This window comes from Chlorogloeopsis fritschii PCC 6912 (assembly GCF_000317285.1).
GTDB lineage: Bacteria > Cyanobacteriota > Cyanobacteriia > Cyanobacteriales > Nostocaceae > Chlorogloeopsis > Chlorogloeopsis fritschii.
The window spans coordinates 105,765-123,587 of record NZ_AJLN01000153.1; the positions used below are offsets into that span (position 1 = coordinate 105,765).

Annotated in this window: 13 protein-coding genes; 6 read left to right on the forward strand and 7 right to left on the reverse strand. The window is 42.9% G+C overall.

Annotated features, from left to right (window positions below; translation table 11 throughout):
* Nucleotides 1-38: 38 nt before the first annotated feature.
* The 3 genes from UYC_RS0134600 to UYC_RS0134605 form a co-directional block, all read right to left on the reverse strand.
* The gene (locus UYC_RS0134600; protein ID WP_026087564.1) at nucleotides 39-1,067 is read right to left on the reverse strand and encodes a zinc-dependent alcohol dehydrogenase; all 1,029 of its coding nucleotides are present in this window, start codon (nucleotides 1,065-1,067) and stop codon (nucleotides 39-41) included.
* Nucleotides 1,068-1,409: 342 nt separating this feature from the next.
* Nucleotides 1,410-1,598, reverse strand: a complete 189-nt coding sequence (locus UYC_RS37035) for a hypothetical protein (protein WP_071588459.1) — start codon at nucleotides 1,596-1,598, stop codon at nucleotides 1,410-1,412.
* Between the two features lie 51 nt (nucleotides 1,599-1,649).
* Nucleotides 1,650-2,717 (reverse strand): glycosyltransferase family 4 protein, encoded by a 1,068-nt coding sequence (locus tag UYC_RS0134605; RefSeq protein WP_016876174.1) that lies wholly within the window; start codon nucleotides 2,715-2,717, stop codon nucleotides 1,650-1,652.
* 689 nt (nucleotides 2,718-3,406) lie between these two features.
* On the opposite strand from UYC_RS0134605, the gene xth reads away from it, so the two are divergent.
* From xth to UYC_RS0134620, 3 genes are all read left to right on the forward strand, one after another.
* A complete protein-coding gene (gene xth, locus UYC_RS0134610; RefSeq protein ID WP_016876175.1) occupies nucleotides 3,407-4,189 on the forward strand; it encodes an exodeoxyribonuclease III in 783 nt (260 codons plus the stop codon).
* 714 nt (nucleotides 4,190-4,903) lie between these two features.
* The gene (locus tag UYC_RS0134615) at nucleotides 4,904-5,779 is read left to right on the forward strand and encodes an SDR family oxidoreductase (RefSeq protein ID WP_016876176.1); all 876 of its coding nucleotides are present in this window, start codon (nucleotides 4,904-4,906) and stop codon (nucleotides 5,777-5,779) included.
* 192 nt (nucleotides 5,780-5,971) lie between these two features.
* Nucleotides 5,972-7,468 carry a beta-barrel domain-containing protein gene (locus UYC_RS0134620; RefSeq protein ID WP_016876177.1) on the forward strand — a complete coding sequence of 499 codons (1,497 nt, stop codon included), beginning with the start codon at nucleotides 5,972-5,974 and terminating at the stop codon, nucleotides 7,466-7,468.
* 98 nt (nucleotides 7,469-7,566) lie between these two features.
* On the opposite strand, the gene UYC_RS0134625 is transcribed toward UYC_RS0134620, so the two are convergent.
* Nucleotides 7,567-9,411: a S8 family serine peptidase gene (locus UYC_RS0134625; protein ID WP_016876178.1), complete on the reverse strand. Its 1,845-nt coding sequence runs from the start codon at nucleotides 9,409-9,411 to the stop codon at nucleotides 7,567-7,569.
* 453 nt (nucleotides 9,412-9,864) lie between these two features.
* Between UYC_RS0134625 and UYC_RS0134630 the strand changes: the two genes are divergently transcribed.
* From UYC_RS0134630 to UYC_RS0134640, 3 genes are all read left to right on the forward strand, one after another.
* Nucleotides 9,865-10,659, forward strand: a complete 795-nt coding sequence (locus tag UYC_RS0134630; RefSeq protein ID WP_026087565.1) for a TIGR00297 family protein — start codon at nucleotides 9,865-9,867, stop codon at nucleotides 10,657-10,659.
* 182 nt (nucleotides 10,660-10,841) lie between these two features.
* Nucleotides 10,842-11,600: a peptidylprolyl isomerase gene (locus UYC_RS0134635; protein ID WP_016876180.1), complete on the forward strand. Its 759-nt coding sequence runs from the start codon at nucleotides 10,842-10,844 to the stop codon at nucleotides 11,598-11,600.
* Complete coding sequence (locus UYC_RS0134640; protein ID WP_016876181.1) at nucleotides 11,549-14,227, forward strand: type I secretion system permease/ATPase; 2,679 nt, start codon at nucleotides 11,549-11,551, stop codon at nucleotides 14,225-14,227. Before UYC_RS0134635 ends, UYC_RS0134640 begins: the two co-directional genes overlap by 52 nt.
* 364 nt (nucleotides 14,228-14,591) lie before the next feature.
* Here UYC_RS0134640 and UYC_RS0134645 read toward each other — a convergent pair whose 3' ends face one another.
* From UYC_RS0134645 to murB, 3 genes are all read right to left on the reverse strand, one after another.
* Nucleotides 14,592-16,037, reverse strand: a complete 1,446-nt coding sequence (locus UYC_RS0134645; RefSeq protein WP_016876182.1) for an alpha/beta hydrolase family protein — start codon at nucleotides 16,035-16,037, stop codon at nucleotides 14,592-14,594.
* 244 nt (nucleotides 16,038-16,281) lie between these two features.
* Complete coding sequence (locus UYC_RS0134650; protein ID WP_016876183.1) at nucleotides 16,282-16,620, reverse strand: inorganic diphosphatase; 339 nt, start codon at nucleotides 16,618-16,620, stop codon at nucleotides 16,282-16,284.
* A 124-nt stretch (nucleotides 16,621-16,744) separates the two neighbouring features.
* Entirely contained in the window at nucleotides 16,745-17,740 is a 996-nt protein-coding gene (gene murB / locus UYC_RS0134655) for a UDP-N-acetylmuramate dehydrogenase (RefSeq protein ID WP_016876184.1), read from the reverse strand.
* Between the last annotated feature and the right edge of the window lie 83 nt (nucleotides 17,741-17,823).

Consider the following 17,823-nt stretch of genomic DNA (forward strand, 5'->3'; position numbering starts at 1 on the left):
AGTTTTCCCCCAGAACCCCTACTGTCTTACTAGTAATATTACGGAATCATTGCCACTTTAATAACTTGACGCGATCGCATTTCCAAAAATACTGTTTCTAAATCCTTCAACGGACACTGCTTGCTGATTAACAACTCAAACGGAATTTTTTGACTAGCGATCAGTGCCAGCGCTGCCCTAACAAATTCAGGAGTATTGTGAAATACTCCCTTGAGCGTCAATTCGCTGTAGTGTAGCTGTTCTGTATTCACAGTAATTGTCGTATCTCGCGGGCAACCACCAAATAAGTTAACAGTAGCACCAGGACGAGCGCAAGCAATCGCAGTTTCCCAAACACTAGGTACACCTGTTGCTTCAATTACCACATCAGCCCCCCAACCATCTGTGAATTCTTTCACCACAGTAGGTATATCCGGTAGTTGACGATAATTAAAAGTCTTTGCAGCGCCAAGTTTTTGACCTATTTCTAGTCTTTGGTCATTACCGCCAAATAAAAATACTTCCACACAGCAATCGTAGGCTAACTTGGCTACAAACATCAGCCCGATCGCTCCATCTCCCAAAACTACTACGCGATCGCCAGCCTTGACATTAGAACGAGCTACCCCATGCAACACGCAAGCCAAAGGTTCAGTCATTGCTGCTAATTCATCGGGTAAATTGTCGGGAATTGGCAATAAATTATGTTCTACAATGGGCGCGGGAATTTTCAGATATTCGGCAAAAGTGCCGTTATTCCACGTCAAATTTGGACATAGAGAATATTCTTGGCGTTGACAAAAAAAACAATTCATGCATGGAGCGGAATTATTAGCGACAACGCGATCGCCTACTTGCCAACCTCTGACTCCTTTGCCTACAGCTACAATACGTCCAGCAGCCTCATGACCAAAAAGAGTAGGAGGTTTAAGCATTTTAGCATGGCCACCACGACGCCATACTTTTAAATCTGTACCACAAGTTGTAGCCGCTCCCACTTGAATAACTACTTCTCCCTCGTCAGGGGTAGGATCGGCAACATTTTCTAGACGTAAATCTTCTTGACCGTAAAGTAAGGCTGCTAACACAGCTTGTAACCTATTAATAGCTCCACCTGATTTTATCAGGAGTGTTAGTAATAGGGGATAGGGGACAGGGAACAGGGAATAGATTAAACCACAAATCGTAGGGGAGCCAGTGCGGTCTTGGGGTTTCCCCAAGTGGAGCAACTGGCGTTGGGCATTGCCCGTAGCCCATCTGACAAACATTTGAGATATTTTTGCCCACCTTACAAAAAACCGTTGTAATGCTATTTCACAAAAAAGAACCCAGTTGTCCGCTCTTAAAACTCAGTGAGGAAAGAAAAGTATCTTTCCTTCTGAGTTCTGAGTTCTGAGTTCTGAGTTTTAAGTTCTAAGTTATAAAGACTCCTAAGATTTTACTGATTGCTGCAAAAGAACTCCTGTATTTCTTCCTTCTATCGCACTCGATAGACTAGTAATAGTTAACAGTGGTACCTCTTGTCTACAATCTTGACAAAACCAGTAAACTTCACCATGACGGACATGACGCAGGAGGCAACCACCGCAACATGGACAAGCGTTGCTTCTCATGCTCATATTTATGTCCTCCTTCCAAAAAGTTGTGGTTAATATGCACCAAAAAATTGTTTAAAATTGGATTTTTGCAGAAAGAATTCGCCCATTTAAATCAACACGGTCTTTGATAATTTTTTCGTAAACCGCTTCGTACCCATTAACCATTTGGGTAACGCTAAACTTGTTTTCTACATATTTTCGGCAACTGTGACGACTTAATTCCAAAGCTTTAGGAATCATTGTCGCCATTTCATCATAGGACTGGCAGACAAAGCCTGTCACGCCTTGGCTAACCACTTCCGGAACAGAACCTAAATTAATGGCAATTACTGGCGTACCAGTTGCCATTGATTCAATCATTACCAAACCAAAAGGCTCTTGCCAGGTGATGGGGAAAAGGGTGATTGCAGCATTGCCCAGCAGTTCAGTTTTCTCAGCATGATTGATTTCTCCGAGATACTGAATTTGCTGACCATCTATTTGAGGGGCAATTTCTCGTTCAAAAAATTTAGAATCGACTACATCCACTTTTCCTGCCATTTTCAAGCGCCAACCTGTTTGCTTTGCAATGGCGATCGCATATTGCGGGCCTTTTTCTGGTGAAAACCGTCCTAGAAATGCCAAATATGGTGGTTCTTGAGGTTGGGCTACAAAAGGATAATCTTCTGTATTAATCCCGTTATAAACTGTGCCAACGTAGTTAAGATTAATTTGTCTCTGCGCGTTACTGATGCTGACGTAGGATTGCTGATTGTGGTGGCTGTATATGTTGCGGTTATCCTCTGTGAAACTACCATGCAGAGTATGCACTGTAGGTGTTGGCACCAAACTCGCCAGAGGTAAAGCCGAAATCCCTACATGAGAATGGATTAAATCGAATTCCGCCGCCTGATGATAAACTTGACTGAGTTCAAGCATTTCATACGCCGTGTATTCTTTGACCTTAGGGTCTAAACGCAGCGCACGTGGATAAACTGCTTCTAATCTAGCCAGAGTTTGAGAATCTCCAGACGCAAACAAAGTGACCTCATGACCGCGACGAACCAACTCATCAGTCAAGTGACTCACTACCAGTTCAATTCCTCCATAGGTTGGAGGTGGAACTCGTTCCCATAAGGGGGCTACTTGAGCGATTTTCATAGATTGTTTAGGTTCAGGAAGTGATTATAGTCCTCAAAAAGTGGACTTACAAACAGCCTGGATGAAGTATTTGTACTCACCCATCTGAATTTTACATTAACCGAACTGACTCCTGAGAGTGCAATTCTTGGTTAACCGAACCTGGTAATAGCCCCGCAGCCATTCCAGACCATTCAGCATTGCTCGTCAAGCAACTAAGATCTAAAGATTACTATCTCAGCCATTCTACTTGCATCTATCTTGGGGATCATAGAAAATGGTAGATTCTGTAGTGAAAAATACGAAACTCTACCACGGGATCAAAGGGGACACGGTGACAAGGGGATAGGGGATAGGGGATAGGGGACAGGGGACAGGGGATAGGGAACAGGGAACAGGGGGACAAGACAAGGAGAGTAATAAATTAACCACTAACCACTATCCACTAACTACTGTACGGGAGGCAGCGCGTTGCGGAGCCAGTGCGGTGAAGCAGCCCCCGTCTTGGCGGTTTCCGGCGATGGGGGACTGCTGAACCCGGAGGGTGGACGGGTTCCCCGGCATAAAGCAACTGGCGTCGGGTTTCCCGCGTTGTAGCGACTGCCGTGCGGGTTTAGAAGATAAATTGTCTGTTTCAACCGAAAAATCATCGGCAAAACCCGCCCCTACTAACTATTGACCAATGACCAATGACAAATGACCAATAACTAATGAAAATTGCTACTTGGAATGTCAACTCGATTCGCATCCGCTTGCAGCACGTTGTTGATTGGTTAATTCAAAATCCAGTTGATGTATTGTGTATGCAAGAAATTAAAGTTGTAGATGAAAATTTTCCGCGATCGCCTTTTGAAGAACTAGGGTATCATCTCCATTTAGCTGGTCAAAAATCTTATAACGGTGTTGCCATTCTCAGTTTGAAACCTCTACAAGATGTCAGTACTGGCTTTAGTGCAACGTTGACAGAAGTAGCGCCAGAATGGAACGAACAAAAGCGGGTAATCACGGGTGTCATTGATGGCATCAGAATTATTAATCTTTACGTACCCAATGGTGCAGCTGTAGGAAGTGAGAAATATGAGTACAAGCTGCGTTGGTTAAACGTGCTGCGAGAGTACTTACAGATTCTCTTGGCATCTACACCCAATATTTGTATGTGCGGCGACTTTAACATTGCCCTAGAAGCTAAAGATATTCACGAAAAAGTAAATACCGAAAATCACATTATGGCATCTGAACCAGAGCGCCAAGCCTTACGGGATATTCTTGCACTGGGATTTAGCGACGCCTTTCGTAAATTCACAACAGAAGGTGGGCACTATAGTTGGTGGGATTACCGCGCCGCTTCGTTTCGCCGTAACTTAGGTTGGCGAATAGATCATCACTATCTCACACCAAACTTGTACGAACGTGCAAAAAGTTGCACCATTGATATAACTCCCAGAAAATTAACTCAACCTAGCGATCACGCTCCGGTGATTGTGGAATTTTAGACATGAACTGAATTAATAGTGTAGCGATTGCCCCTATGAATGTGTGAATTACTGAAATCAGAAAGCATTCAAAGATATCGAGAAAGTAATATGCCTTTTTACTTGCTGAATCTACTGAAATGAGTAACCTGATGAGGATGAAGAGATGATTGTGCTAATCGATATTGGCACTCACGATGAGGTTTATTGATAAATGAGTGGAAGGCGATCGCCCTTCCTCAAAATCGCCAAGCATAATCACTTTTTGTTACAGCGAACCTACTAGTCCACTACATAAGTTATCCCCCACTTTTTTAAAAAGTCGGGGATATGAACACCTGCGACTTGTCAAAATCAATGTGGTGAAGTACTACCAAAGCTTAGTAATTTTGTAACTACTAGCTATAGCCAGGGATGCAGGAGCATTTATAAAGTAATTATTAAATTAGTAGGATGTGTGAAAGCGAAGTGTAACGCACCAAAAACAGATGGTGCGTGGCGACTATTTATTGATTGTTTCCTTGTAGTATCGCCAAGAGCACCGCCACACAGACTGCATATACTAGGGGCTGGTAACTAGGGACTAGGGATTAGGAAGAGGACAAGGTGACAAGGTGACTTGGGGACAAGGAGAATCGTGATTTGCGTTCTTGCCCCTTCCCTTTCTCCCCCTCCCCGTGTTCTCTTATTCCCGATACCCAATCCCCGATACCCAATCTAAAATCCAAAATTGTTATGTTTCTAGTCACTGGAGCAACGGGAGGAATCGGTCGCCGCGTCGTGCGACTGCTACGGGAACAAGCAATGCCAGTACGGGCATTTGTGCGCCTGACTTCACGCTATGGAGAATTAGAACACCGGGGCGCTGAAATCTTTATTGGTGACTTACAACAGGAAAAGGATATTCAGAAAGCTTGCCAAAGTGTCCAGTATGTTATCAGCACTCATGGTTCTGATGGTAATCCCCTAGCTTTAGACTATCGTGCCAATATAGAACTGATTGATCAAGCAAAAGCCAATGGAGTGCAGCACTTTGTTTTTGTTTCTGTATTGGGAGCCGATAGAGGGTATGAAGATGCTCCGGTATTCAAGGCAAAAAGAGCTGTAGAGGGATATTTAGAAAGTAGTGGCTTAAACTACACTATTTTACGACCAGCTGGATTAGCATCTAATTTGCTGCCTTTGGCAGAAAGATTTCGGGAAACAGGGTTATATTTACTTATTGGTGACCCCAAAAACCGGACTTCGATTGTAAGTACAGATGATTTGGCAAAAATGGTAGTTGATTCTGTAACAATTCCAGCCGCTTGCAATCAGATATTACCAGTCGGAGGGCCAGAGATTTTATCACGAGAAGATATTCCCCGGATTTTGGGTCGTATCTTTAACAAAGAGCCATTAATAATTAATCCCCCAATGTTTGTTATTGATGGATTGCGTAATGTCTTAGGTTTTATGAATCCCCAAGCACAAAAAAACCTGGGAACCTTTCGTACATTGCTGGCAAATGAATTTTTCTGTACAAAAGAGGAAATTGCCAATTTAGAAGCAATTTTTGGTTTTAAGTTGGAACCTTTAGAAAATTTCTTGCGGCGTTATTTGGCGGTTTAAATAGGGACTAGGGACTAGGAACTAGAAAGAGGAGTGGGAGAGAAGAGGGGGAGATGGGGGAGATGGGGGAGAAACCGCTTCCCACACTCCCCACACTCCCCAATCCCCAATCACCTGTACCCTGTACCCTGTACCCAATCCCCAGTACCCAGTCCCAAGTCCCCAGTACCTAATCCCTAGTTTAAAATTCTTATGAGATATTCCCTTGCTGCGAACCCTGCACAAGCACGTCAGATAAAACAGCGATTCGCTAAACCAGACGAACAACTATCTTATGAATTAGGTAAGGCGGTACAAGAATTACCGCCACTTTATACAAGATTTTTAGCAGGAACAATAAGTGTAATCGTATTTGGAGCAATTGGCTGGGCGCATTTTTCTCAAGTAGATGAAGTGGCAAGAGCATCAGGAGAGTTAATTGCTTCTACCCAGGTACGTCCGGTAACATCTTTAGGTAATGGCTCAATTATTGCGGTAAAAGTAAAAGAAGGCGATCGCGTCAACAAAGGTCAAGTTTTGATTGAACGCGATCCAGATTTACAGCAAGCTGATGTAGCGCGCTTGGCAAAATCTACCAATTTAATTCAACAAGACTTACGGCGTTTGGATGCAGAACGTACAGGAGTTACAACTACTGGTACGCAACTGCAAGATGAACTTTTAACTTCGCGCTTGCAAGACTACAAAGCGCGTCAAACGGCAGCAGAAGCAGAAGCAAATCGTCAAGCCGCGCTGATCGAGCAGGCAAAGGTGCGCTTAACTAGGTTGCAAGATAATTTAGTCAATGCCAAAACCAGCGTTGCTAATGCCAAATCTAACCTTGCTAATGCTCGAAAAATTCGAGAAAAAGTAGGTAATAATTTAGCGATCGCCCAACAAAGAGAACAAAGCCTCCGTACTCTCACAGGTTCTGGTGCCGTACCGCGATTGGATTATCTAGAAGCGCAAGATAGACTCAACCGTGCCAACGCCGAAATCACCAGAGCAAACGATGAAGTAACTAACGCCCAAAATAAACTTACAGAAGCGCAAGACAAAGTTACATCCCTAGCAAAAGATATTGATGCCCAAAAGCAAGAAATTCTGCAAGCACAAGCAGCATATCAAGCAGCTCGTACTCAAGCACAGCGTTTAGCATCAGAACGTCAAAGCGAAATTTTAACCCAAATTAATAAGCGCAAAGAAGAACTAACCAACGTTCAAGGGCAGTTAGAACAGGCACAAAAGCAACGCCAACAAGAAACTATAGAAGCTCCCGTATCTGGAACAATTTATAGAATCAAAGCCACAAAAGGCCCTGTACAAGCAGGTGAAGAGTTGCTATCTATCTTACCAGATGGAGAAGAACTACTCCTTGAAGTCAAAGTCCTCAACCGTGATATTGGCTTTATTCGTGATGGCATGAAAGCAAAGGTTAAGATGGCGACTTTCCCTTTTCAGGAATTTGGCACTGTGAATGGCGAAGTAGTGCAAGTCAGCCCGAATGCCATTGTAGATAAGGAATTGGGCTTAGTTTTTCCCACCAGAATTAAACTGAACAAACATTCAATTATGGTGCGGGGTAAAGAAGTGGCATTTACTCCGGGGATGACTGCTAGTGGTGAAATTGTCACCCGCAAAAAGTCAGTTTTAACTTTTATCTTAGAGCCAGTAACTCGCAGGTTTAGCGAAGCATTTTCGGTGAGGTAGATAGAATTTTTGTATTTAAGGTATTTAGCCTGCCTCCGTAGACTTTGTTTGTGTAGCCTCAGACTGGAAGTCTGAGGGAATAAATTCAACTTATTCGCCTATACTGCTTCTAGTAGTGCTTTGCGTTTCCCTACTATATTTTCTACCTCATCCCCATTGGTACTAATGTTACTGCTACTTGCCACACTGGTTTTGTAATCGTTCCAGAATTCTAACCATGTGGGTGAATTCAAAAACATTCCATCGTGATTTCCATTGGTAGAACTGGTGCTTGTTTGAGAAGCGATCGCACCCACATCACTACTAGTCGTAGTATTGTTGCTGCTAAAGCTACTGACATTGAAGTTAGAAATAGCAGTAGTCAGGCTGTTGTTGTGGCTGAAACTAGTCATGTTGTTTTCACCACTCAAAGCTGTAGATTGCGTACTATTTCCTGACGTTTCTGCAAGGATTTGACGTACTTGGGCATCAGTCAAATTGCTGTTAGCACTGAGCATTAAAGCAACTACACCCGCAACATGAGGAGCAGCCATTGATGTGCCGCTGTAAGATGCGTATTGATTACCTGGCAGTGTGGAGTAAACTTTAACTCCAGGAGCAGTGACATAAGCTAGGGGGTTTTGCCCAGCCCGGTTGGAGAAATCAGCCATATTTTTATTCTTATCAACTGCCCCAACGGCAACTCCCCAGTTGTCTGCGTAGCGAGCCGGATATCCTGGTAATGATTTACCGTCATTGCCTGCTGCCATGACTACAATTACGTTTTTGCTGCTGGCATATTCAATAGCTTTCTGCAAAGTACCGTTGGGATATTCTCCACCAAGGCTTAAATTAATTACATTAGCACCATTATTTACAGCATAGTAAATACCATCAGCGATAGAACTATAATAGCCAGAGCCATCATCATTTAAAACTTTAACTGGCATAATCTTGGCACCGTGGGCAACACCAGTCACACCAAAACCATTATTTTCCCCAGCGATGCTACCAGAGACATGAGTGCCATGACCGTTGCCATCTAGAGTATTGTTATTGTTACCGTCAAAGTTCCAACCGTACACATCATCTACAAAACCATTACCATCATCATCCTGGCCATTACCAGGAATTTCTTTGCTATTTGTCCAGATATTGTTCTTTAAGTCTGCATGGTTGTAGTCTACTCCAGTATCTAAAACAGCAACGACGACTCCTTGCCCGGTATATCCGTTTGCCCAAGCTTCAGGTGCTTTTACTAGATCCGCTCCCCAATCGTTACCGCCACGGTTAGGAACATCAGCAAAAGTATTTTTTCTAGCAGCCCTAGCTACTGCTTCTGCTGCATTCACCAAACCATAGCCAGAAGTAGGATTATATCCTTGAGTTTCTTTATTTTTACCAGTGATGGTAATTTCACGCGCAGCAATGTTATTGCTGTTATTGATTTCTAGAATATTATCGAGAGCATCAGCTCTGTAGAGTAGATAATAAGTTCCAGGTGTAGTGTTCTCATCTACAGTAACATTGTAAGACTGAGAAGTCGCACTCCCAGGTTCAAGCCCGCCGATCCAATTCCAGCCCAGGAGATTGTCATCTGAAGTGAGAGTTTTATCTTTAGAAAGATAACAATCAGTGTAGTTAAAACCAGCACTGCTCTTACCTTTATTTTTTACCTGATATGTTAGTTGGATCGTGCTACCAGCAACAGCAACACTAGGAGCTGAAGCATTTTGGATCACTAAATCTGCTTTAGCAGCAGATAAGCTCGCTTTTTTTGATTTACGATTTTTACGCCCCTGTATATTAACCTCTTCTTCTAGAGCATTTTCTGCTGGTTTGAAGCTACTACGACTATTGACGCTAAAAATGTCATCATCTTTAGTAGTCAAATTATTTATAGAAGAGGTAGAAGTGATATTTAGCCCTTTAGTATCAAACAAATCATTCCGATGATTATTCATGGGCATAAGTATTGTTTAGACGAATATTTTTTGACAGCATGAACTGTTAAACATTAGCTCCGAAAATGTTTTCAGCAATGGATTATTCCCCTTGGTAAATAATTAATCTATAATTACATGAAAAAATGCTAATTTATTTACAAATACTTTTATTAACTGTGATTTCTCAAGATTTGTAAATATAAGCCAGATAATTGTATATAGCTTGACTGAGAGCTTGTAACCTTCTCAATAAGCGTAAGGTGGAGAGAAGTCTGTGCGGAGGAAACCTCCGCTCAGAACTGCGGAGCACTGTTCACAACGTAAGAATAAGAGTTTGAGGAAAGTTAAGCAGTGCCCACCCTACAAAAATTGTTAAGACAAATTTTGGATATAAATTTAATTTTGAACATAAAATTATAAATTGTGTAAGTTAAGCACATTTAATGGCAAAACTCTCTGGAATAAATGCAGATGCTTTCTTCAATTAATCCTCTTAATCCCTGGTTTGTAGGAGTGGCATTGAACACCAGTTTGTTGCTTGTCGCCTGGATTGCTCCTAAAAAGCTACTTACCCCAGCTGGATTATTTCATGCTTGGTTACTGGGTGTACTCATTTGGGGAACGTTGGGCTGGCAAGGATATGTAGTTGTGATGTTTTATTTCCTTGTTGGTTCTTTTGTCACGCGTGTAGGCATGGCGCAGAAAGAGGCTGAAGGCATAGCAGAAAAGCGTTCTGGAGCAAGAGGCCCAGAAAATGTTTGGGGTTCTGCGTTGACTGGGGCGCTATGCGCTTTGGGAGTAGGAATGATAGACTTAGGAGTTATTCCAATTCCTCAATCCCCAGTCCCCAATCCCCAGTCCCTATTACTGTTGGGCTATGTGGCGAGTTTTAGTACCAAGCTGTCTGACACCTGTGCCAGTGAAGTCGGGAAAGCTTATGGTAAAAGAACTTTTTTAATTACCAACTTACAGCCAGTACCACGGGGAACGGAAGGAGCAGTGAGCTTGGAAGGAACCTTAGCAGGGGTGATCGGATCAGTTGCGATCGCTTTTGTTGGTTGGGCAGTTGGTTTAATTGAAATATTAGGTGTACTGTGGTGTGTGCTTGCGGCATTTATTGCTACTAATTTAGAAAGTGTAATTGGGGCTACATTACAATCGAAATATGCTTGGTTGACTAATGAATTAGTGAATATTTTGAATACATTAATTGGTGCAATCGTAGCAATTTTCTTTGCCTGGTTGTGGGTAATTGCGATCATCTAATTATCTCTGAATACTAAGTAGGTATTCTTACTAATTTAATTATGCAAGCTAGAGTTGCGACTCCGGCTTGTAAGTCTTACTATGGCAATAGTGTCCTCGCCTGAGAATATCAGCTATTCAAGTGTTTTCTCCGCTGGGAAATTGTATAGTTAGTAGACTGCGTGTATCTCGGTAATTACTTTATGGAATCTTCATCATTTTTAAATGTAGATGAGCAACCAATTTCCATAGAACAAGTAGTAAAATATCTGCAAATTTCTGGCAAATTGGGACAATTTATAGGAGATATTCTGCGTCAATATGTAATTGAACAAGAACTACAAACCAGAGAAGATATCGCCATCACCTCGACTATAACTGAACAGGCAATAATTGATTTTCGGCTTAAAAATCAACTCACAGAGCCGAAGATTTTTCAAGAATGGCTAAAAAATAATGGTACAGATTATGAAACATTTCACGCAACAATTTCTTTTAGCTTCAAGTTGGAAAAATTAAAAGCTGCAGTCACAGAAATGAAGCTACAAGAATACTTTATAGAAAGGAAAATCTTCTTGGATCGTGTAGTAATTTCACGAATTATAGTAGACAATCGGGAATTAGCTGAAGAACTCCAAGCTCAAATTGAAGAAGGAGCTAGCTTTGAATATTTAGCGAAAGAATATTCGCTTACAGATGACCGAATTGTAAATGGAATCATGGGGCCAGTTAGCCGGGGTAGTATGCCGGATAAACTGAGGGCAGCGGTAGATGTAGCTAGCCCTGGGGAAATAATAGGGCCGATCGAATTAGAAGAACGTTATGGTTTGTTTCGTGTAGAACAATTTCTACCAGCTTCCTTGGCAGATACTCAACTAAAGCAAACACTACAGAATGAGTTGTTTGAGAAATGGCTAGCAGAGAAAATTCAAAAGCTGACAGTCAAATTGCAAGTGAAATAAAAACTACAGACGAAGAATCTTCGCATACAAGGGTGCTAGCCTCTCTACCTTGGAATCAACCACCGTTATGCTGGTTAAATGAACAACAAAAAACCTTTTTGAAACAGCACTCAGAAAGTCAGTGCTTTAGTTTAGGAGAAAAAATTTGGCCAAAAGATGGAGTTGATTATCAGTATTTGATAGTTTCTGGCAAAGTTCGCTTGCGAGAAGAAGAAACTGGGAAGCCCTTGGCAACACTGCAAGTAGGCAATTGGTTTGGTAGTTTGCAAAAGTTGCCTGTTGAATGTAAAGCGGTAGCTGCCAGTAAAGACGCGATCGTGGTGCGTTGGAGTGCAGCAGTATGGTTGGAACTTTCTACGCCAGAGATTGAAGAGTATTGGCAAGGCTCTCAGGAAGAAGAGGAGCAGGGGGGCAGAGGTGCAGAGGGGAAGGTGTATAATTCTCCCCAGCTCCTCAGCTCCTCATCTCCCCATCTCCCCGTTTCTCCCACTTCTACCCAATCAACTTACCCCTTTGTTTCCAGTCGCAACACAGCTGCTGCTTGTTTGACAATGGTGGCGCAGCAGTTGGACAATCCTGTCAAATTAGAATGGGTACAGCGCCAGCTCAGAGGGCAGCGCCCAAAACATTTGGTGGAAACAGCAGAAAAGTTAGGCTTTGTACTGCGGCGATTGCAAGTGAGTTGGAGTAATTTGCAGCAGTTATCATTTCCTGCTTTGTTACCTTGGGGTGGAGCGACAGAAAGTGAAGCAAGTTGGGTGGTTGCTTATGCTGTCAGGGGCGATCGCCTGACGATTGCCAATCCTCTCAATCCCGATTGCACGTGTGAGGTTTTGCCGCAGTCAGTGGTGGAAGAGTATTGGCATGGGCAGCTATGGCAAGTAGAACTCATTCAAAAGCAGGAAAGATTTAATCTCGGTTGGTTCCTACCAGCAGTATGGAAGTACCGCAGATTGCTCACAGAAGTACTATTAGCGTCTTTTACATTGCAGCTATTGGGGTTGACAACACCTTTAATTACCCAAGTTGTAATCGATAAAGTCATGGTGCAGGAGAGTTTGGCAACTCTTGATGTCATGGCGATCGCGCTGCTTTTGGTGGCACTGTTTGAGTCAATACTTGGTATCCTGCGATTATTTATCTTTACGCATACTGCCCGGCGTTTGGATTTGAGTTTATCGGCGCAGCTATTTCGCCACTTGATGCGTCTGCCTTTAGCCTATTTTGAATCGCGGCGGGTAGGAGACACAGTTGCCCGCGTTCAAGAACTAGAACAAATTCGCCAGTTTCTTACGGGTACAGCTTTAACTGTCATCTTAGACAGCATCTTTGCCGTGGTGTATCTGGCACTGATGTTTTACTACAATATTCCTCTCACTTTCACGGCTTTGGCAGTATTGCCTTTGTTCGCTGTCTTGACATTGGTAGCCACACCAATTCTCCGCAATTGGCTCAACGAAACTTTTAACCGCAGTGCCGACAGTCAATCATTTCTGGTTGAGACAGTCACGGGAATTCATTCTGTCAAAGCCCATGCAGCAGAACCAATCGCACGCGATCGTTGGGAAGGTTTGTTTGCCCGTTTCATTCGTACAGGTTTTAGAGCCTCTACTACCTCGAATATCAGCAGCAATATCGGTGATTTTCTTACTAATTTTTCTAGCCTGCTGATTCTGTGGTTTGGGGCAAAGTTAGTGATTGAAAACAAGCTTACCATCGGGCAGCTGGTCGCCTTTCAAATGCTTTCTGGTAGAGTCACAGGGCCATTGCTACGCTTGGTGCAACTATGGCAAAATCTACAACAAGTTCTACTTTCTGTAGACAGGATTGGTGATATTCTCAACGTCGCTCCAGAAGCTGAACCAGGAACTGGTTTAGTTCTACCGCCTCTCAAAGGGCAAGTCAGCTTTGAGCAAGTCTTCTTCAGCTATCGAGCCAACACAGAACCAGTTTTGCGGGGCATCTCTTTTACCGTTCAACCAGGGCAGTTTGTTGGTATCGTCGGACGCAGTGGTTCTGGTAAAAGTACTCTTTCTAAACTTTTGCAGCGCCTGTATCAAATCGAATCAGGACGTATCCTGATTGATGGTTTTGATATTAAAAGTGCCGATTTAGTCTCCCTGCGTCAACAAATTGGTGTAGTTCTGCAAGAAGACTTTTTATTCAACGGTTCGATATTGGAAAATATCACCCTTGGAAATTCCGACATTACCGCCGAACAAGTAGTAGAAGCAGCCAGACTCGCCGTTGCTCACGACTTTATCAGTGAGTTACCCCACGGCTACGAAACCAACGTTGGCGAACGCGGTACAGCTTTATCTGGCGGGCAGCGACAACGCATTGCTTTGGCACGCCTGTTTCTTTCGCAAGCACCAATTCTGATTTTAGATGAAGCTACCAGCGCTTTAGACAGTGAAACAGAACAACAAGTCTTGCAAAATCTGCAACAAGTTTCTCAAGGGCGAACTGTGTTTCTGATTGCCCATCGTTTTGCGCCTCTCAAACGTGCAGATTTAATATTGGTGCTAGAAAAGGGTGTTTTAGTTGAGCGTGGCACTCATTCTGAACTTTTGCAACAAAAAGGTTTGTATTGGTCGTTGTATCAGAGGCAGCAAGTAAATATTTAGCCAATATTTGTCTAATTTTTCCAAATTGCTACAAAATTTTACCCTCCCTCTCGCTATTAACTTACAAAGAGGGAGGGAATTTTGTCCTGCCCTAATACCAATTCTCTATAAACTTACACTTAATGAGTACCAATTTCTTCCTTTGTGTTCTTTGTGTTCTTTGTGGTTAGTTTTTTAATATTAACTGCATATTCAAGGGGAAATGATTGTCATAAATTTCTTGCACTCATTCTATTTTCAAAAAATCGACCACAGATAGACACAGATGGACACAGATTTTATCGGTGTTTATCGGTGTCCATCTGTGGTTGTAATTAACCTAGATTCTAATTTTTGCAAGAAGTCTAATGTCTTTAATATAGTCTTACCTTGCCAAAGGAAAAGTAGCTGCCAATGTCCAACCAAAGAACATCGTACTGCCAATTGCATAGCTGACTGGCTCATTAAGTAAACTAGCAGCAAAAGAGAAAATTGCCATCATAATTGGAAATACTGGCAGCAAAAGTGAAATAAAACCGAGTTGAGGCAATAGATAAAGCACCAAAATAAAACCTCCAACTAACACTGTGCTTTGCCCAAACCACCAAAGAATTCGTTTTCCCAGCCCAAGATTTTGTTGTGCCACTCCCGATGCTAAAAACCAAGGCAAACAAGCCAACACCAATAGGGGGAATAATGCTAGACGTAGTGGAATCAGCCACCATTGCAACCACACCACCTGCGCCATTACTCCAAAGCCAATCCACAATACTAAAAATAGTGCTATGCCAACAAAGGTGGCTCGTAGTGTAGGAATTGGCAGTTGTGACATGACAATTAGCCAAGCTATACCTGCTACACCAAACCAAATGGCTATGGCACCGCCTACTAACACGCCACCTAAGCTTTCAATATCGCTAACACGACTGAGCAACATTAGTACACAGGTTGCCACAAATGGCGCTATCAGTAAACCAAAAGAGCGTTGTAAATTTCTTGCTTTGGGTGTAGCAGAAGACACAGCCAAATTAGGAGCAACTGCTCCCAGCACAGCCAACCATGCTAACAAATGCAAAGCATACCAAAACATCCGACGGTCAACATAGTTACTTTGACGCTGCACTCCAAAAGTGGCATTGAGCCAGTTTTTCGCGGCTTGATGGCTCTGATTGTTAAATAAAATTGTAATGTGTTCGGCATTGGGGATAACTACGAACTCTCGCCCCTTGCCATCAACTAAATTTTTATTTTCTCCACCTGCTTGTTTGAGCAAACGCTGGGCATTCGCGATAAATCTACTCTCCCAACTGCCAGCTTGTAATTGGAGGTTGCGAGGTGCTTTTGTTGTCACATAAGCACTTGTAGGCGAAATTGCCACAGTCGCATCATAGCGATTGTCATTGTCAATAGCAGCTGTCATCACTGCACCACTTCCCATCGAGTGCCCTAAAGTAGCCAAGCGTGATGCATCTACTTCTGGTTGTGCTACGAGTGCAGCATAAGCAACCTCCAAATTTGCAGAAAGTGAATTTCTCTGCAAAGGTTTATGATTGGCTGCATGACTATCAAAATCCCATAGCATTACCGCGTAACCTGCATGGGCTAAAACGTGTGCGTAGCCAAGCATTAATTGCTTGGAACCTGCATAGCCATGCGCTACCAAAACACCAGGTACTTTCAATGCCTTCTTTGGTGCCAGGTACAATAGCGGTACTCCCTCACGCTCCATTTGATGCACTACCAAGCCAGCCCGTGCCGACATCACACCCCACCAAGAAAAGGCAATCAATATTAGTGTCAAAATCAGCACCAGTAAACGTTTGCTATTCATGAAATTCAAGGTAATTTAAACGCAAACTATATCTTTTTTTACATATGTCTGATTTTTCATCTACCCTAGATCTGAAGCTGCTGCAAGGTAGGAGTGGCAATTACAACGGTTCTCTGTAAGGTGGGCATCGCTCATCAATATCTAAAATGTTTACTAGATGAGCTTTGACGGGCAATGCCCACCCTACTACGATTTCTGTATGTTTGAAGACGGGAATGGGTGTGAGGAGCGATCGCCAATTACTCTACGGGCGCAAAACAACCGATACGAAAAACTGCTCTTGGAACTCTGTCAAAGCCAAGATTTGTTCGTCGCTGTAGTTTTTACCTTGTGGTACAACAATTAGCTTGTCATCCACATCATTAATGCGATGAATAATGGCGATACAATCACCCTCAAAGTAGCTTAGAGGCTCAAATATACCCAAGATGTAAGCATCCACTTCCTGCCCATCTGGAGCGAGAGTATTGGGAATATAGCCATAGTTTATGGGGTAAATGTATCCGTGCTGCAGATGCCTACTACCCATTGGGCGATCGACAATAACAGCAACGGTTTTACCAAGAAATTCTTTTGTATCCATTTGTATTTGATATCATGCGATCGCAAATACAATTTTCTTTTCCCCTACACCCTATTTTTAGTCAAAACAAGCAAAAGCGCCAGCTAGCTGCTGACGCTTACCTTAAATTAATAATTTGCAATTTTTAACAAGCTAATGAAAACTCACCGATCATTTTAACTTCTGGTTCTAAAAGAATCGACCAATTTTCCTGCACTTGATATTGAACGTGACGAATCAGATTAAAAATATCCCAAGCACTAGCACCGCCACAGTTGACGATAAAATTAGCATGGCGCTGGGCTACTTGCGCTTTGCCAATTTGATAGCCTTTTAAACCAGTTTGTTCAATTAACCAGCCTGCTGCGTAAGGTTTGGGATTGCGGAAAACACTACCACAGCTAGGTAAGTGATAGGGTTGGGTTGTCAATCGGTGTTGTTTGTGTTGCTTGGTAATTGCAATCACTTGTGCAGGATCTGCACCTGGTTGGAGTTGAAAAGTTGCTTGGGTGACTATGCGATCGCTACCTTGCAATATAGAAGTACGGTAGCTGTAATTTAATTGGTCGCGAGTTAGCGTTAAAAGTGTACCATCCGGAGTAAGTACTTGAGCGCTAACTAGGATATCTGCGATGCAGCTATTGTGCGCCCCTGCGTTCATGACTACCGCACCGCCAACAGTTCCAGGAATACCAACAGCCCATTCCAACCCTTCCCAACCTAGTTCTGCTGCTGCCCATGCCAAGCTAGGTATAGATTCTCCAGCGGCAAGAGTAACTTGCCCCGTTTCCGGGTCAAAATGACTGTAACGCAGATGACGGGTAGCAATTACCAAACCTGGTATACCGCGATCGCTAACTAACAGGTTAGAACCAGCTCCCAGTACAGTTACTGGTAACTCATGTTCTTTGGCGTAGTTGACACTGGCTTGCAGTGCCTCGACAGTGCGCGGAGCAACATACCATTCTGCAGGGCCACCTACTCTATAGGAAGTATACCCTGACAAGGAAACTTGCGGTCTAATTGTAAAATCAGTGTTATCCAAGTAAATTTCTTTACTTTCTAAACTAGTAATTTCTTGTTTCTTCGTAGTCACACCAGAAAAAGAGCAGACATCTACAGCTGCCTGGGAGCTTTTCATATTACCAAAATGAGTGTTATTTTGATGTTCATCAACCGTAAAAATACGGTAATAATTAGAGGCAATGAAATCATTGCTAGACT

Coding starts and splice junctions, on each gene's coding strand:
- UYC_RS37035 (WP_071588459.1), bottom strand. CDS start 1,598: ATGAGCATGAGAAGCAACGCTTGTCCATGTTGCGGTGGTTGCCTCCTG.
- UYC_RS0134605 (WP_016876174.1), bottom strand. CDS start 2,717: ATGAAAATCGCTCAAGTAGCCCCCTTATGGGAACGAGTTCCACCTCCA.
- xth (WP_016876175.1), top strand. CDS start 3,407: ATGAAAATTGCTACTTGGAATGTCAACTCGATTCGCATCCGCTTGCAG.
- UYC_RS0134615 (WP_016876176.1), top strand. CDS start 4,904: ATGTTTCTAGTCACTGGAGCAACGGGAGGAATCGGTCGCCGCGTCGTG.
- UYC_RS0134620 (WP_016876177.1), top strand. CDS start 5,972: ATGAGATATTCCCTTGCTGCGAACCCTGCACAAGCACGTCAGATAAAA.
- UYC_RS0134625 (WP_016876178.1), bottom strand. CDS start 9,411: ATGAATAATCATCGGAATGATTTGTTTGATACTAAAGGGCTAAATATC.
- UYC_RS0134630 (WP_026087565.1), top strand. CDS start 9,865: ATGCTTTCTTCAATTAATCCTCTTAATCCCTGGTTTGTAGGAGTGGCA.
- UYC_RS0134635 (WP_016876180.1), top strand. CDS start 10,842: ATGGAATCTTCATCATTTTTAAATGTAGATGAGCAACCAATTTCCATA.
- UYC_RS0134640 (WP_016876181.1), top strand. CDS start 11,549: ATGGCTAGCAGAGAAAATTCAAAAGCTGACAGTCAAATTGCAAGTGAA.
- UYC_RS0134645 (WP_016876182.1), bottom strand. CDS start 16,037: ATGAATAGCAAACGTTTACTGGTGCTGATTTTGACACTAATATTGATT.
- UYC_RS0134650 (WP_016876183.1), bottom strand. CDS start 16,620: ATGGATACAAAAGAATTTCTTGGTAAAACCGTTGCTGTTATTGTCGAT.
- murB (WP_016876184.1), bottom strand. CDS start 17,740: ATGAAAAGCTCCCAGGCAGCTGTAGATGTCTGCTCTTTTTCTGGTGTG.